General features: G+C 46.0%; 18 protein-coding genes. 1 reads left to right on the top strand and 17 read right to left on the bottom strand.

All coding sequences use genetic code 11. From position 1 onward, the window contains the following. Positions 1–3 precede the first annotated feature (3 nt). From MHB78_RS10885 to MHB78_RS10830, 12 genes are all read right to left on the bottom strand, one after another. Positions 4–780 carry a heptaprenyl diphosphate synthase component 1 gene (locus tag MHB78_RS10885; RefSeq protein ID WP_046129872.1) on the bottom strand — a complete coding sequence of 259 codons (777 nt, stop codon included), beginning with the start codon at positions 778–780 and terminating at the stop codon, positions 4–6. 139 nt (positions 781–919) lie between these two features. Then, the gene (gene mtrB / locus MHB78_RS10880; RefSeq protein ID WP_046129871.1) at positions 920–1150 is read right to left on the bottom strand and encodes a trp RNA-binding attenuation protein MtrB; all 231 of its coding nucleotides are present in this window, start codon (positions 1148–1150) and stop codon (positions 920–922) included. 23 nt (positions 1151–1173) lie between these two features. After that, positions 1174–1746, bottom strand: a complete 573-nt coding sequence (gene folE, locus MHB78_RS10875) for a GTP cyclohydrolase I FolE (RefSeq protein WP_046129870.1) — start codon at positions 1744–1746, stop codon at positions 1174–1176. Positions 1747–1948: 202 nt separating this feature from the next. Continuing rightward, positions 1949–2227 (bottom strand): non-specific DNA-binding protein Hbs, encoded by a 279-nt coding sequence (gene hbs / locus MHB78_RS10870; protein ID WP_003183006.1) that lies wholly within the window; start codon positions 2225–2227, stop codon positions 1949–1951. Positions 2228–2609: 382 nt separating this feature from the next. Next, positions 2610–4088, bottom strand: coding sequence for a stage IV sporulation protein A (gene spoIVA / locus MHB78_RS10865; RefSeq protein WP_046129869.1), 1479 nt, complete (start codon positions 4086–4088; stop codon positions 2610–2612). A 185-nt stretch (positions 4089–4273) separates the two neighbouring features. Continuing rightward, positions 4274–4990: a hypothetical protein gene (locus MHB78_RS10860; RefSeq protein ID WP_046129868.1), complete on the bottom strand. Its 717-nt coding sequence runs from the start codon at positions 4988–4990 to the stop codon at positions 4274–4276. Between the two features lie 20 nt (positions 4991–5010). Beyond that, positions 5011–5214 (bottom strand): DUF2768 domain-containing protein, encoded by a 204-nt coding sequence (locus MHB78_RS10855; RefSeq protein WP_046129867.1) that lies wholly within the window; start codon positions 5212–5214, stop codon positions 5011–5013. 323 nt (positions 5215–5537) lie between these two features. Then, the gene (locus tag MHB78_RS10850; protein WP_046129866.1) at positions 5538–6578 is read right to left on the bottom strand and encodes an NAD(P)H-dependent glycerol-3-phosphate dehydrogenase; all 1041 of its coding nucleotides are present in this window, start codon (positions 6576–6578) and stop codon (positions 5538–5540) included. A gap of 14 nt (positions 6579–6592) precedes the next feature. Beyond that, positions 6593–7903, bottom strand: a complete 1311-nt coding sequence (gene der, locus MHB78_RS10845; protein ID WP_046129865.1) for a ribosome biogenesis GTPase Der — start codon at positions 7901–7903, stop codon at positions 6593–6595. A 146-nt stretch (positions 7904–8049) separates the two neighbouring features. Further along, positions 8050–8250, bottom strand: coding sequence for a hypothetical protein (locus MHB78_RS10840; RefSeq protein ID WP_046129864.1), 201 nt, complete (start codon positions 8248–8250; stop codon positions 8050–8052). Then, positions 8247–9146: a YIEGIA family protein gene (locus MHB78_RS10835; RefSeq protein ID WP_046129863.1), complete on the bottom strand. Its 900-nt coding sequence runs from the start codon at positions 9144–9146 to the stop codon at positions 8247–8249. Before MHB78_RS10835 ends, MHB78_RS10840 begins: the two co-directional genes overlap by 4 nt. Then, a complete protein-coding gene (locus tag MHB78_RS10830) occupies positions 9143–9745 on the bottom strand; it encodes a membrane protein (RefSeq protein ID WP_046129862.1) in 603 nt (200 codons plus the stop codon). Before MHB78_RS10830 ends, MHB78_RS10835 begins: the two co-directional genes overlap by 4 nt. A 69-nt stretch (positions 9746–9814) precedes the next feature. Here MHB78_RS10830 and MHB78_RS10825 point away from each other — a divergent pair, with 69 nt between their 5' ends. Beyond that, positions 9815–9946: a YpzI family protein gene (locus MHB78_RS10825; RefSeq protein ID WP_065894566.1), complete on the top strand. Its 132-nt coding sequence runs from the start codon at positions 9815–9817 to the stop codon at positions 9944–9946. Positions 9947–10090: 144 nt separating this feature from the next. On the opposite strand, the gene fni is transcribed toward MHB78_RS10825, so the two are convergent. The 5 genes from fni to ypeB form a co-directional block, all read right to left on the bottom strand. Further along, positions 10091–11140: a type 2 isopentenyl-diphosphate Delta-isomerase gene (gene fni / locus MHB78_RS10820; protein WP_164918189.1), complete on the bottom strand. Its 1050-nt coding sequence runs from the start codon at positions 11138–11140 to the stop codon at positions 10091–10093. Between the two features lie 13 nt (positions 11141–11153). After that, positions 11154–12299, bottom strand: a complete 1146-nt coding sequence (rpsA, locus tag MHB78_RS10815) for a 30S ribosomal protein S1 (RefSeq protein ID WP_046129861.1) — start codon at positions 12297–12299, stop codon at positions 11154–11156. Positions 12300–12518: 219 nt separating this feature from the next. Continuing rightward, positions 12519–13199 carry a (d)CMP kinase gene (gene cmk, locus MHB78_RS10810; RefSeq protein WP_046129860.1) on the bottom strand — a complete coding sequence of 227 codons (681 nt, stop codon included), beginning with the start codon at positions 13197–13199 and terminating at the stop codon, positions 12519–12521. A gap of 79 nt (positions 13200–13278) precedes the next feature. Continuing rightward, positions 13279–13455, bottom strand: coding sequence for a DUF5359 family protein (locus tag MHB78_RS10805; protein ID WP_099047052.1), 177 nt, complete (start codon positions 13453–13455; stop codon positions 13279–13281). A gap of 127 nt (positions 13456–13582) precedes the next feature. Continuing rightward, positions 13583–14935, bottom strand: coding sequence for a germination protein YpeB (gene ypeB / locus MHB78_RS10800; protein WP_046129859.1), 1353 nt, complete (start codon positions 14933–14935; stop codon positions 13583–13585). Positions 14936–14939: the final 4 nt, after the last annotated feature.

The raw sequence follows: 14939 nt of genomic DNA, 5'->3' as shown, positions 1-14939 counted from the left end.
ATGTTACCCTTCTTCCACTTTCTGATGATAGGCCGGTTTTCCCGGTTTAATGGCTTCAAGCCGCTCCAAGAGCCATTTTTGAACGTCGGGCCGTTTGATGGGGCACCGGCTGATTTGAAGCTTTGCCTTTTCATAAGCTGCGACAGTCAATTGTTCGCATGAAGCCTGATCTTCCGGAAATTCCTCTTTTAAAATCGTCTCCAGCAAACGCGAATCCGTCCCTTTTTCTTCGGCGGCAAGCCGCTTATATACAAGAAAATCATTGGCTGCGGTCTTCCAGTGAGGCAAATAAAAGTGGTCGGCAAGATGATGAAAAAGTGCAGCTTCCACAATGCTGACGCTTTTTTCCAGGCTGGCTAAATCTTTTGCGGAATGATCATACAGCCTGATTTTGTGTTCGTTGATTTCTTTGATGGCCGCTGCCAGCGTCCGGATCATATAAATGTCCTTCATACCCGAAAGGAGGGAATAGTACATCCCGCTGAAATAATCCCCGGCCAAAACCGTCAGCTGACGGTTTTTATAGTCGTCCTGCTTTATCGAAGCTGCGGTCGTGACTTCATCATGGGTATCAAGGGCTGTTTGAACAAGCATCGCCGTTAAAATGTAATTTTCCTTGTCAACCTCTTTTACATCTGTTTCATCAAACAGAGCATAAAAAAGAAGCAGCTTATCCTCATCAACCTTCGGAGCGGTTAAATGCTTGGCTAAGTAAGGATGTGAAAGCTTTTTATTCAGCTCGATTTTCAAATGAGATAAACGTCCGTAGATGTCTTGCAAAGATATCACCCTTGTCCCAAAATTCGCAGTTTTTCTCTTGATTGCTTATGTATCTTTTTTAAGCGGAGAAAGTTTAATTATATCATAATATGATGAAAATGAACGGCATATGCCTATCGGGAGCGGATTAACGGCCGAACTATTTTCTGGATTCGCTCTTCATTTCGCCGTAAGCCGATTGAATGACGGCTTCCCCGCGGACTTTTATGGCTGAGGTATGCTCTGTAAACTGGCAGATCATCACTTCACCCTTGTCAAGTTTTTCGGAATGATGAAACCTCGTATCCGTGCCTCTTGTCAGACCGATCACGTTTACGCCGTCCTCGACGGCTTTTATCACGACAAAATCATTCGTTTGATTATTGATCATGTTCATCGCACACCTTTTCATTTTTAATCATGATGCTTAATAAGCTCCAGCACTTCGGAGCGGGCGGCTACGTCTTCCCTGAACGTTCCTCTTACAGCTGAAGTGACCGTTTTAGACCCCGGCTTTTTAACACCGCGCATCGTCATGCACATATGCTCCGCTTCTACGACCACCATCACGCCGTGCGGTGACAGCGATTCGACAATGCTGTCCGCAATCGTCGACGTAATCCGTTCCTGCAGCTGCGGACGCTTGGCAACCGCTTCGACGGCTCTCGCCAGCTTGCTGAGGCCCGTCACCTTTCCGCCCTTCGGAATATATGCGACATGCGCTTTTCCGTAAAAAGGAACGAGGTGATGCTCACACATTGAATAAAAAGGAATGTCTTTGACGAGAACAAGCTCTTCATGGTCTTCGCCAAACACCGTTTTGAAATGCTCTTTCGGGTCTTCGTTCAGGCCTGCGAACACTTCCGCGTACATTTTTGCGACCCGTTTCGGGGTGTCAAGAAGACCTTCGCGGTTTGGATCTTCTCCGATAGCTTCCAATATTTGACGAACAGCTTGCTCGATCTTTTCTTTGTTGATTTCGCTCATGTTTATATCCTCCAGAAACGCATACATTTAATTCAGATTCTAGCACACATCAGCTTAGAAAAGCAAAATGAAAGGCTTTAACCGCCGAAAAGAGTACCGCCTGAAATATGCTTTTAAATATGAAAAGCCCCTTCTAAAAGGGGCTTTCCTGTGAAGAAATAATACGGTATGTATAACGCGCAAAACACGACCTATACATACATTATTTTCCTGCTACAGCGTCTTTAAGCGCTTTACCTGGTTTGAAAGCAGGTACTTTGCTTGCAGGGATTTCGATTTCTTCACCAGTTTGAGGGTTGCGACCTTTACGAGCTGAGCGCTCACGCACCTCAAAGTTACCAAAACCGATCAATTGAATTTTTTCACCGTTTTTAAGTGCATCTAAAATTGTATCAAAAACAGAATCAACTGCTTTAGTAGCATCTTTTTTAGATAGTTCGCTTGCTTCTGCAACCGCATTGATTAGTTCTGTCTTGTTCATGCCTTTCACCTCCTCCCAAAAGGTATCAATCAATAGATTATCATCATTTCTTCACAGTTCAACCTGTTTCTATACCTGTTTGAACAGAAATTTCAAATAAATATAGAAAAGGCGATTCACGGCTTTCGGCGAAAATCTTACGTTCAGAGGAACGATTGTCCAATAAAGTGAAGATTTTCTGTATGTAGATTAACACATATGATAAGCCATATCAAGCATTTTAAAGCTATGATCCCTTATTCGTCAAGGTTTAAGCACAATCATACGAACAAATATTCCTGTTTTTCCTTTTTTCATCATTTTCTTGACTAAATTTCCAGCTGCCTATCCGTCCTTTTTCAAGCCAAAAAAAGACCTCCCGTATGATAAGAGGCCTTCCTGTTTATAAGATGATCGCAATCAAGCCGCCCGAGCCTTCATTGATGATTCGTTCGAGCGTCTCCTTCAGCTTGTATCTTGCGTTTTCCGGCATAAGGGACAGCTTCGCCTGAATGCCTTCTCTGACGATGGAGCTCAAGCTTCTTCCGAAAATGTCAGAATTCCAGATCGACAGCGGATCGTCTTCAAAGTCCTGCATTAAATACCTGACGAGCTCTTCGCTTTGCTTCTCCGTTCCGATGATCGGCGCGAATTCGCTTTCGACATCGACTTTAATCATATGAATCGAAGGCGCTACCGCTTTGAGCCTTACTCCGAATCTCGATCCCTGCCTGATGATTTCCGGCTCGTCAAGGCTCATGTCGGTCAATGCCGGTGCAGCGATCCCATAGCCGGTTTGCTTCACCATTTTCAAAGCATCGGACACCTGGTCATATTCCGTCTTCGCATGGGCGAAATCCTGCATCAGCTGCAAAAGGTGGTCTTTCCCCCTGATTTCGACGCCGACGACTTCCCTTAAAATTTCATCGTACAAATAGTCCGGAGCGTATAAATCGATCTCTGCGATCCCCTGCCCCATCTCAATGCCGGCGAGGCTCGCCCGCTCGATAAAATCGAATTCGCTGAAGTGGCCGACGACGCGGTCGACGTCTCTTAATCTTTTAATATCTTTGACGGTTTCTTTCACGGAATCCTGATAGTTTTCGCGCAGCCAGTGATTTTCCTTCAGCACCATAACCCAGCTCGGCAGATTGACATTGACTTCGAGAACCGGGAATTCGTAAAGGGCTTCTCTCAGAACGCTTAAAACATCCGCTTCTCTCATGCTTTCCACGCTCATAGCAAGGACGGGGATGTCATACTTTTCCGTCAGTTCGCGTCTGAGCGCTTCGGTTTCCGGATGATACGGGCGGACCGAATTGATAACCATGATAAACGGTTTTCCGACTTCTTTTAGCTCATCGATCACCCTTTCTTCAGCTTCGATGTAATCCTGCCTCGGAATCTCTCCGATGGTGCCGTCGGTCGTAATGACCACACCGATTGTCGAATGCTCCTGAATTACTTTTCTCGTGCCGATTTCGGCCGCTTCGTGGAACGGAATCGGCTCCTCGTACCAAGGCGTGTTGATCATCCTCGGTCCGTTCTCGTCTTCATATCCTTTTGCGCCAGGGACCGTGTAGCCGACACAGTCAACAAGTCTTATATTCACATCGAGTCCGTCACTGACATGAACTGACATCGCCTGATTGGGAACAAACTTCGGTTCTGTTGTCATGATGGTTTTGCCAGCGGCGCTTTGGGGGAGCTCATCTTGCGCGCGCGCCCGGTCTGCTTCATTGTTGATATTCGGGAGCACCACTAGCTCCATAAATTTTTTAATAAACGTAGATTTTCCTGTGCGGACAGCTCCTACGACACCTAAGTATATATCGCCTCCTGTTCGTTCAGCGATATCCTTGAAAATATCGACCTTTTCCAAGTGATCCCCTCCCGGACTTCCAATCCTTTTCAATTTTTCACTTCTTCATCATTCAAAAACAGGACACTACATTGTATGACGTTGTCCTATTTCAATATGACAGCTCAGGGAAATTTTTTCGGCAGGCATGAAAAAACCTTTCTCCTTATTGTATGCAATGGAGAAAGGTTCATGACTAATTCATTCTACTGCAAAAAAACCGGCTCATTCTTGTCATTTACTGTATATTTCACCGAAAACGCAGGTACAAAGGGGCTTTCTTTCCAGATCAGGTCCTGGATCTCCTCGCCCGGCTTGACGGTCTTCCCTGATTTTTCGATCAGTTTGGCTAAATCCACTCGGTAATCCACTTGGATGTCGCCGTTTTGATCGACGAGAAGAGGAAGGGAGGTGCCCGTTAATGGACTGGTGACCGAAGGCGCGTCCTTCAGCCCCAGTTTTTTATAATCAAGCATAAATAAATGTTCGGCTACGACTTTTTGATAGGGAGGATACCGGTGCTGTTCTTTGTACATGTCGACCCGGAGCTTCAGGTCGCGGATTGCTTCGGACATTTTGACGTCTATGAGCTTCACAGTCGGGTTGTGTTCCACGTCTACGAGAACATACAAATATTCCCCTCCGTTTTCGTAGGAAGTGCCCGGCGGTTCAGCCAAATAGCGCGGAGACAGCCTGTTAAAATCGATAGGGTATTTTTGATAGATTGGAACTGACATATCTCTCGTTTTAATCGGGAGAAGCCCTCCTGTCGCCTTTCTGAACTCATCTACCGCCGCCTGCACCTCGCTCAGCTGCTGTTCATAGGGGACGCTGTTTTGCGCCTTTCTTTCTTCAGGGTATAAACACCCGCTTAACAATATTGCTGTGAATATAAATGCGAGCAATGCGTTTATTTTTTTCATATGGATCTTCCTTTTAAGCATTAGTCATTGACAGGGCCGCTGAAGACAACGATAAAGACGATGACGCCGGATATGAGCATGCAGGTATACGCCAGGAACGAAGCGGCGATTTTCAAAAAACGGTTTTTAAATTTATACCTGCTGATGTAAATGGCGATCACCGCTAAGAACATCAGGCCCATCGATCCCAGGGCAAACCACATTTTTAACATGCCGACACTCACGCGAATAGCCCTCCTTCTCTATCATTCTCTTGCGATGTAAGCGTTATATTTCATTTTATATAAGAAAAACCAGAAGTTCAACAGCTTTTCCAATTTTTGAAGCGCAACAAAAACCGCAAAAAAAAGCCTGAAGCAAAGAGGGGGACTTTGCTTCAGGCTTGATAATGATGACTATATAACCCAAATGATAAGATACAGCTCTTCCAGACTTCGATTCTATTTTATGCAAGCCTTCGGACAAATGTATCCTCTCTTGCCCAGGTCTCCAAAATGTTTCAGTTTTTAAAACAAACTGCAGGAGAGCGGAAAATATGGTGTGCCGGTCATTTCATTTGGTTTTCGAATGTATTCACAAGATCTTCCATCTCGTGGGTTTTGACTCTTGCCATTAATGATTCGACAGCAGTCTCAACTTTTTTGCCGTCAAACAAAACCTTGTGCAAGGCTTCTGTAATCGGCATATTGACATGATACTTCTTTGCAAGCTGATATGCCGCCTTTGTTGTGCGTACCCCCTCAACGACCATCCCCATTTCATTCAGAACTTCTTCAAGTTTGAAGCCTTTACCCAGCATATTACCGGCGCGCCAATTTCGTGAATGGACACTCGTGCAGGTGACGATCAGGTCTCCGATTCCCGTAAGTCCGGAAAACGTTAGCGGATTTCCGCCCATTTTCGTGCCTAAACGGGCAATTTCGGCCAGGCCTCTCGTAATCAACGCGGCTTTCGCATTATCACCGTACCCGAGGCCGTCTGCGATTCCCGCGGCAAGGGCAATGACGTTTTTTAATGCGCCGCCGATCTCAACGCCGATGATATCCGGATTTGTATAAACGCGAAAATTCTGATTCATAAACATATCCTGTACCGCCTGGGCAGATTCAAGGCATTTCTTCGCCGAAACGGTTACAGTTGTCGGATGTCTCAATCCGACTTCTTCGGCATGGCTCGGGCCGGAAAGGACGACGATATCCTCCCTCATGTCCTCAGGGATTTCCTCTTCCATCATCTCCGAAATTCTCAGCAGCGTATCAGGCTCGATTCCTTTTGATACATGGACGAAAATTGCCTTTTGTTTGATAAAAGGAATCGCCTTTTTTAGAACTTCGCGGATCGCTTTCGTCGGAACGGCGACGATGATCGTTTTCACATCGGTCAATGCCGTTTGCAAGTCCGTCGTTCCGCAAACCTTTTCAGGCAGTTTGACGCCTGGCAGGTAGTCTTTGTTTTCATGCTGTTCATTGATTTGCCGTATCAGTTCTTCGCGATGCCCCCATACGCACACATCGTACTGGTTGTCCGCCAAAACGAGCGCCAATGCTGTTCCCCAGCTTCCGGCCCCTAGCATTGCTACTTTAGTCATTTCATTACACCTCTTTATTTTCTTGCTCTTGCAAAAATCTTGATGGGTGTTCCTTCAAAACCGAATGCGTCCCGTATCCGGTTTTCCAAAAACCGTTCATAAGAAAAGTGCATAAGCTCCGGATCATTGACAAAAACGACAAAAGTCGGAGGCTTGACCGACACTTGGGTCGCATAATAAATCTTTAGGCGCTGCCCGTTGTGGGTCGGCGTCGGATTCATGGCGACCGCATCCATAATAATATCATTAAGGATGTTGGTTTGCACCCTCATCGCGTGGTTTTCGCTTGCCGTGACGATGGCGGGCATCAATGTATGGATCCGCTTTTTGGTCAATGCGGACATGAACAAAACAGGCGCATAGTCTAAAAATTGAAAATGTTCCCTGACATTTTGTTCAAATTCCTTCATCGTACGCTCGTCTTTTTCCACAGCGTCCCATTTGTTTACAACGATAACGACGGCTTTCCCGGCTTCGTGGGCATAGCCGGCAATCCGCTTATCCTGCTCAATAATGCCTTCCTCGCCATCCAAGACGACAGCTACGACGTCTGAACGGTCGATCGCCTTTAACGCCCTGAGAACGCTGTATTTTTCTGTTGACTCATATACCTTTCCTTTTTTCCTCATTCCGGCGGTGTCAACGATGACGAATTCGCGCTGATTGTACGTAAATTTCGTGTCAACGGCGTCCCGCGTCGTTCCGGCAATATTGCTTACGATGACGCGCTCTTCCCCAAGCATGGCGTTGACAAGCGACGATTTGCCGACGTTCGGACGTCCGATCAGGCAAAATTGAATCACTTCATCATCGTATTTCGTCTCAGGCAAGTTTTTAAAATGCTCGCTGACAGCGTCAAGCAAATCGCCGAGACCGAGACCGTGCGTACCGGAAATCGGATACGGCTCGCCAAAGCCGAGCGAGTAAAAATCGTAAATGTTCGCTCTCATTTCCGGGTTATCGACTTTATTGACCGCCAGAACGACCGGTTTTTTTGTCCGGTATAAGATCTTGGCCACCTCTTCATCGGCCGCTGTGACACCCTCGCGTCCGTTTGTCATAAAAATAATCACATCGGCTTCCTCGATGGCGATTTCAGCCTGGTGGCGAATCTGCGCCAAAAACGGCTCATCTCCGACTTCGATTCCGCCGGTATCAATCAGATTAAAGTCATGGTTCAGCCATTCGGCCGAGCTGTATATCCGATCCCGGGTCACACCGGGTGTATCTTCCACAATCGAAATTCTTTCACCCGCAATCCTGTTAAAGATTGTGGACTTCCCAACATTGGGCCTTCCAACTATGGCTACGACAGGTTTTCCCATAGTACCCTTCCTTTCAAGTCTCTTCAAAGCATTCTTTTCAATGATCGTGTTCTCATATTCATCGTGAAGAAAGAAACCCTTCTTTTCTTATACAGAAGGGCTTAACTCATATATTATATCAATTTCTAAAGAGATCACAACTCTAATTAAAAATGTTTCACAATCAAAAAGAGGTCATCTCCTATCCCGTGAGCGATTCCGTCTAGAATGGCTTCAAGATTTTTGGCATACTTGTTCATTTCTTCGGCATCATCGCAATAAAACACGGCTGTTCCGCCAATGACGCGGTCCTTCCTTGTCGTGACGACCGCCAAAATATAGTTTTGAAGTGAAATCGAATCGCTCATCGGATCACCTTACCATGCTTTTCTTTTATAAACTCCATCGGGAGGCGTATCGCGTTTTCCAGCGTCGGAACGTCCCCGATCACCCTGATGGCCGTCTTTTTATCCTTAATGGCAGGAAGAACGAAAATCGCAACCCGTCCGTCATTTAAATCCCTTTTTGCCAAAGGCGTAAGGGACGGCTCGCCAGAATCGCGGTACACCCCGAGCACATTTGACACATCAAACAAGATAGCCTGCCGCTGTCCGAGATTTGCGAGGGTGACGGCTGAATTAAAATTTTTCGGTTTCAGGACAAAGCCCATTCCGTGCTCCAAAATGAGCTTTTGCTTTTCGGGAATCCCGATGTTCATAATGTAAATATCGTCTACATAAAGCCCCTGGCCGTCAAAGTGCAACGGTTTATGTTCAATGTCTGCAATATGCTTAATAAAACTTCCTGACATCAAGATTCGGCCGATGATAATACAGATGAGCGCCGTCCCAAGCCCGGCCCATACGGATTTAAAAAGGATGTATGCCAAAGTCGTCAGAAGCGATGTAAAAATGACGATGTAATTCCTGCTTTCAAAAGCGATCGCAATCCCTTCTATGTACGTGCTCCCTCTTGATACGAGCTCATAGCCGTCGAGCTGTGTCAAGGTTTCCCTTTCCATATTGCGGACATCCCGGAATTGGGTCGCAGCCAGCGTCAAAAACGTAATGGCTGTATAATCCGATTTTAAAATGGACGGAATGATGACCGCTCCGATTGCAGCAGCGATCATCGCCTGGGCAATATGTATCGTTTTCCCATGAAGATAAGTCGGATACTGGCGGTAATCCGTCCTCAGCATATACACTCTGACGACAATCCCGGCGATAATACCGAGGATGATCGGATAGGTAAATTGACTCATGACATTTTTGTTGCTCCTTTGTTCAATCGCTTCCATTTTTGGTGAATCTGATGGACGAGACGTTCGTACTGGGAGACGCCGTAAAGCAAAACAATGCCCGCCGAACACATTGAAAGCCACGAATATCCTCCGACAACCATGCCATCATAAAGCTTCCTAATGATGAGCGAATACAGCAGCTCTCCCTGGCACATTCCGAGCACAAACAGCGCCAGGCGGTTCACGAAGCTTTTTTCAAATGCCGCGGTCATGATCACAAACAGGATGATGATCAGCCACTCAGGCTTTAGGATAAACCAAACAGGATCATATAATGCAAAAAGAAACAAAAATCCGTAAGCAAACACCATTGAAAGATGCAAAAGCAAGCACCTCATGTTTTTATGGATCGCCGCATACCCGCCGAGCATATAAGCACCGGCGTAAAACAGCAAATAGGCGGCATTAAAAAACAAGACGAGTCGCACCTGATACATACTTAAAATGATGTTGAGCAAAATAAATGCCGAGGTAAAAAAACGGGTTTTGTTTTTCTCAAGAATAAAAGTGGTCAAAACCCACAAAAACCACATCGACCAATAATAATAGAATTCTTCCATCATTTCATCCTCCATGTTTAGTATGGGGGGATGAAAGACATTTTAAACATCGATAAGGAGGGTCATACGTTGGGAAAAGACAGGCAGGAAAAGAAATTGAAGAAACAAAGGCGCACCGAATCTGACCGCGATCAGTCCATCAGCCATAATGGGGCTACCGCTCTTGAAAGCGCAGAAGAAGCGCGCAGGCGAAATCCATAAACGGCCGACGTCCTAAGGTTTGATCCGCCCGTGATGACAGGCAGATTCCTTATGCGGTTCCGATAAACAAAAAAACTCCTCCGTACGCTGCTTTGCCTCTTGTCAGCGCATGGAGGAGTTTTACAATGTCTCACGGTACACGGCTTAACGCATGCTGTAGGTTGAAGGGTCGATTCCCCTTGCTTTCAGCCAATGATACGTATCCCCTTTTAAAACGAGAGGGGATTTTTTTAGCTCTTCTATCGTTCGGCAGCCCAATACCGTCATGATTCTTTTGAGATCCTTTATGAGGCCGGCGATTTCTTTAACTAAAGCATCCTCGCCGGACGATGTCAGCACTTTAAGGAAATATCCGGCCATTCCGGCCGCCGAAGCTCCTAAGGCGATCGATTTTGCAAGGTCAAGGGCGTTTTGAATTCCTCCTGAGGCGATCACCGCCCGGTTCTGAAAAGCGGAACTCACCTCTGCAATGCTGGCAGCCGTTGATATGCCCCATTGGTTAAAAAAATCAACCGCTTTATCCCTGCGCAAATTTTCGATTTCAGAAAAATTCGTTCCGCCGTAGCCGCCGACATCAACCGCAGCAGCCCCCGCCTCAAACAGCTTGGCGGCTGTTTCCCTGCTCATCCCGAATCCGACTTCCTTTACAGACACGGGGACGCCGACAGTGCTGCAAATCTCCTCAATTCGGCGCAGTCGTCCGGAAAAGCTGCGGTCACCTTCCGGCATCACGATTTCCTGAATGACATTGAGATGAATCTGAAGCATGTCTGCTTCGATCATATCTACTGCTCTTTGCGCCTGTTCTACCGTCGCTTCGCTTCCTAAATTAGCGAAAACGAGGCCCTTCTGGTTTTCCTTTCTGACAACCTCATAAGAAGGCCGTTCGCCGGGGTCTTTCAAAGCGGACATTTGCGATCCGACAGCAACCGGTATGTTCGTTTCTGCAGCGGCTCTAGCCAGCGCTCTGTTGATCTCAAGCGTAGTCTGTCCTCCTCCGCCTGTCATCGCATTGATAAAAATAGGCGAACTTAAGAACAGTTCGCCTATTTTTGTTGCGGTATCAATTTGTGACAATGCCGTTTCCGGAAGGCTGACGTGAACAAACGTGATATCATCGAACCCTGTCAGGCGCTTTTGTCCCGTGGACAGGGCGTGTTCAATGTGTGCTTTTTTTCTCTCTGCTCGCGTCACCATCATCACCAATTTATTTTAGTTTATTCAGCTTATCTCCGAAAATTTCTCCGAGCTGGAAGCCTGAAGACTCTTCCTTCGCCTGGTATTGGCGGTAGTCTTCCTGCTCTGTCTTATCGTTTTCTTCGAGCTCTTTCATGCTTAAAGAAATCCGCTCTTCCGCTTCATTGACGTCAAGAACTTTGACTTTCACGTCTTGACCCTCTTCAAGCACTTCGTGAGGCGTTCCGATGTGTTTATTTGAAATTTGGGAAATATGAACGAGTCCTTCAACGCCAGGAAGCACTTCTACGAATGCCCCGAAGCTTACCAAGCGCTGAACTTTTCCGTCAAGAATGTCTCCCGGCTTCACTTTTTCACCGATATTGGCCCATGGTCCGGGAAGCGTTTCTTTAATGGACAGCGAAATCCGTTCGTTGTCGCGGTCGACGGAGAGCACTTTCACTTTTACTTCCTGTCCTTCTTCAACGACGTCTGACGGCTTTTCAACATGGGAATGTGAAAGCTGGGAAATATGAACAAGTCCGTCAATGCCGCCGATGTCAACGAAAGCACCGAAGTCTGTCAGGCGCTGAACCTTTCCTTCAAGAACCTGCCCTGCTTCAAGCGTTTGCAGGAATTCCTGTTTCTTTTCTGACTGTTCTTTTTCAACAACCGCACGGTGTGACAAAATCACGCGGTTTTTATCTCTGTCAAGCTCAACGACGATCAGCGAAAGGGTCTTTCCTTTATAATCCGTAAAGTCTTCCACAAAATGCGCTTCGACAAGTGATGCAGGAATAAACCCGCGCACGCCTATATCAACGACAAGACCGCCTTTGACGACGTCTTTTACTTCGGCTTCAAAAACTTCTTTTGACTCAAACTTTTTCTCTAGGTCTTCCCAAGCGCGGTCTGCATCAACAGCACGTTTAGATAAAATCAAAGCGTCGTCTTCCACTTTTGTTACTTTTAATTCAAGCTCATCGTCTACCTTGACGACATCTGATGCTTTTTCAACATGAAGACTTGATAATTCACTGATTGGAATAATGCCGGTTTGTTTGCAGTTGGGAATGTCAACGTCAACATGCTTGTCCTCAACTTTTGTCACAATTCCCTTCACCACATCTCCAACCTCTGGTACTTGAACATCAATTTGATTCATTTCCTCTGTCATTTCAATAACCTCCTTGGTCCAAACCTGCACAGCTTTTGTAAAACGGTTATACCGAACTGAATGTCACATCAATCCGGACAGCCGAATATGTATTAAAGAACCATTCAAAAATGGATATTTTGAATGTTCTATAAAATGATTTATTATTACTAACTTCTAATAAAAGCATGTGTTTGTCAAGTCAAAACATGCGGACAAAAAATAATTTGCCCGATTTTTTTATTTTTGAGCCTTTTTGTCTACAATTTGCAGGATTTTCCCGGCCACTTCATCGATGGACAATGAAGTCGTGTCGATTTCGAGCGCGTCATCCGCTTTTTTCAGCGGGGAAATCTCCCGCTCGGAATCGAGTTTATCGCGCCGCCGGATCTCCTCTGCAAGCGTTTCATAATTCACATTGTACCCCTTTTTGACGTTTTCTTCAAAGCGGCGTTTTGCCCGTTCTTCGACTGATGCCAGCAGGAAAATTTTCACCTCTGCATCAGGGAGGACGTGGGTTCCGATATCGCGGCCGTCCATGACGACTCCGCCTTTTTCGGCAAGCTGCTGCTGCCTTTTCGTCATCTCTTCGCGGATTCCTCTGTGCTTGGCGACAATGGAAACCTGGTTGCTGACTTCGTCCGTCCGGATCGCTTCAGTTACATCCTCGCCCGCAATATATACCTTCTGCGCCCCATCTTCGGAAACCGTAAGATCGATTGCCGATTTTTGGAGCAGCTCTGTCAAGGCTGCCTCATCATTCAGATCCACGCCTTTTTGCAGCGCCAAATACGTAATGGCCCGGTACATGGCGCCGGTGTCGATGTAAACATAAGACTTTTTGCGGGCCACGATTTTTGCCACGGTGCTTTTTCCGGCTGCGGCTGGACCGTCGATTGCGATACATAATTTCTTTTCCATAATTCCTCTCCTTGCTCTCTGGTACTCCTTATAGGATTGTATCATGTTCTAAGCGAAAAAGGGGAGATTTTCATACGAATTACGGCTTAAATGTCTCGATCCATTCGCCGATATTCGTTTTATTTACGCCTTCATACTGCACAACCTTCGACAAATACGGTTCAGCCTGTGAAAAATGAAAAAGAAGCTGTACGCATAATAGAACAACGCCTTGAACGACGAGCAGTTTTAATAATAAACGCTCAAATGTTTTCATAGAATTCCTCCATCGAATATCGCAGGGCCGTTAACGGGCCTCCATACCTTCAGTATGGAAATGTTCAGGGCTAATTATTCCGAATGCCAAAAAGGAAAAGGCACCTGACCGCCTTTTCCTTTCGTTTTTACAAACTTTTATATATCGGTTCTACATTTTTCATCTTTTCGATTTTTTCTTCAGTGCCGTCATTCGCATTGAGGAACATGCGGAATGTGTCGTTTTCGATCGTCCCGAGAAATTCGTAGCACAGGACTTCCTGGGAAGCTTCATTTGTAATCAGGGCAAGGCGCGTTTCCTGAACCTTTACATTCGAATTCAGCTTCGCTTTCGCTTTTTCCGGCGTTAATTTCGGTTTCGGAAGATTCCTTTTTCTGTGGGCAGTCAGAAAATCCTTCGCGGAAAAACCGACGATTTCCCCGTCGTCGAGTGCGACCTTCATGCGGATGCTGTCAGGATAGAGCCACACGCCGTTTTGAACGGGAACGAATGAAAAAACGCCGACACCGTCGTATTGCGAGCTTTCATCCATTTTGAGATCGCGTGTCTCATAGCCGTTCTTTTTCAAAAATTGAAGCGCGCGGTTTGATGCATCGTTCAAACTGATTTTTTGATCTTTGATTTTTTTGTTTTGAATCAGGTAAACAGGATATCCGCCTTTTGCGGTGATGTCCATATAAATATCGGATTTTTGGTCGGGATCCTGCATGCTGACCGTGTAGACGTCCTTGTTCGTCCTCTTGCCGCTTTTCGCTACTTTAATGTTATAGTTTTTATCCGGTGCAAACTTTTGCGCAATCTTTTTCGCCTCGGCTTGGGTTATTTTATTCCCTTTTAAATGGTTGTACCCTTGTTCTTCTTTTTTCACGTTTGTCATCGTTGCCGGGCCAAAATCGGATTCTGAGAACCCGTTTGCGGTTTTTTCCACCGTTTTGAAGCCGTCAATAATCGTGTTGTCGCTTTGTTTTTGGCCTGATGCAAGCGCAAGCTCAACGTCCATCCACCTCAAATTATTGCCCATGATCTTATGCTGGACACTGCGCAGTTCGTCCTGGATATCTTTCGATTTTTCATAAAGCTTGTTTAAAGATGCGTACTCTTTTTTATTCAGCGGCTCTTTATCAAGGTCGCGCACCGCTGTTTTATAGCTGAAATCCCCTACGCTCGCCAAAAAATCTTCCGTTTTGTTAAACGGCATTAATGTAAGGGGAAGCTGGCTGACGTTGTTGTGCGCTTCAGACGTCGTTCTCCAGACTTCCGCCAATGCAGGGGAAAGGGTTTTTTTGCTGTTCATGGCAAGCGTGCTGCCGATTTGATCGTGGAGCTTGTCCACCTGATACGTTAAATCGTGGAATGCCCGCTGATAATTGTTTTCGGCATGTAACAGAACAGCGTCTTTCTCCTGGTGTTCTTTATAGCCCCAGTAGCTCGTTCCGACGATGGCGACTCCTAAAATGGCGATTAAAATCCCTCTGATCATTTAT

The sequence above is a fragment of the Bacillus sp. FSL K6-0138 genome (genome assembly GCF_037982765.1).
GTDB lineage: Bacteria > Bacillota > Bacilli > Bacillales > Bacillaceae > Bacillus > Bacillus glycinifermentans.
Note: the sequence above shows the minus strand (reverse complement) of the source record. Positions and strands in the feature narration are given on the sequence as shown.

Coding starts and splice junctions, on each gene's coding strand:
- mtrB (WP_046129871.1), bottom strand. CDS start 1,150: ATGATCAATAATCAAACGAATGATTTTGTCGTGATAAAAGCCGTCGAG.
- folE (WP_046129870.1), bottom strand. CDS start 1,746: ATGAGCGAAATCAACAAAGAAAAGATCGAGCAAGCTGTTCGTCAAATA.
- hbs (WP_003183006.1), bottom strand. CDS start 2,227: ATGAACAAGACAGAACTAATCAATGCGGTTGCAGAAGCAAGCGAACTA.
- MHB78_RS10860 (WP_046129868.1), bottom strand. CDS start 4,990: ATGAAAAAAATAAACGCATTGCTCGCATTTATATTCACAGCAATATTG.
- MHB78_RS10850 (WP_046129866.1), bottom strand. CDS start 6,578: ATGACTAAAGTAGCAATGCTAGGGGCCGGAAGCTGGGGAACAGCATTG.
- der (WP_046129865.1), bottom strand. CDS start 7,903: ATGGGAAAACCTGTCGTAGCCATAGTTGGAAGGCCCAATGTTGGGAAG.
- MHB78_RS10840 (WP_046129864.1), bottom strand. CDS start 8,250: ATGAGCGATTCGATTTCACTTCAAAACTATATTTTGGCGGTCGTCACG.
- MHB78_RS10835 (WP_046129863.1), bottom strand. CDS start 9,146: ATGAGTCAATTTACCTATCCGATCATCCTCGGTATTATCGCCGGGATT.
- MHB78_RS10830 (WP_046129862.1), bottom strand. CDS start 9,745: ATGGAAGAATTCTATTATTATTGGTCGATGTGGTTTTTGTGGGTTTTG.
- rpsA (WP_046129861.1), bottom strand. CDS start 12,299: ATGACAGAGGAAATGAATCAAATTGATGTTCAAGTACCAGAGGTTGGA.
- cmk (WP_046129860.1), bottom strand. CDS start 13,199: ATGGAAAAGAAATTATGTATCGCAATCGACGGTCCAGCCGCAGCCGGA.
- MHB78_RS10805 (WP_099047052.1), bottom strand. CDS start 13,455: ATGAAAACATTTGAGCGTTTATTATTAAAACTGCTCGTCGTTCAAGGC.
- ypeB (WP_046129859.1), bottom strand. CDS start 14,935: ATGATCAGAGGGATTTTAATCGCCATTTTAGGAGTCGCCATCGTCGGA.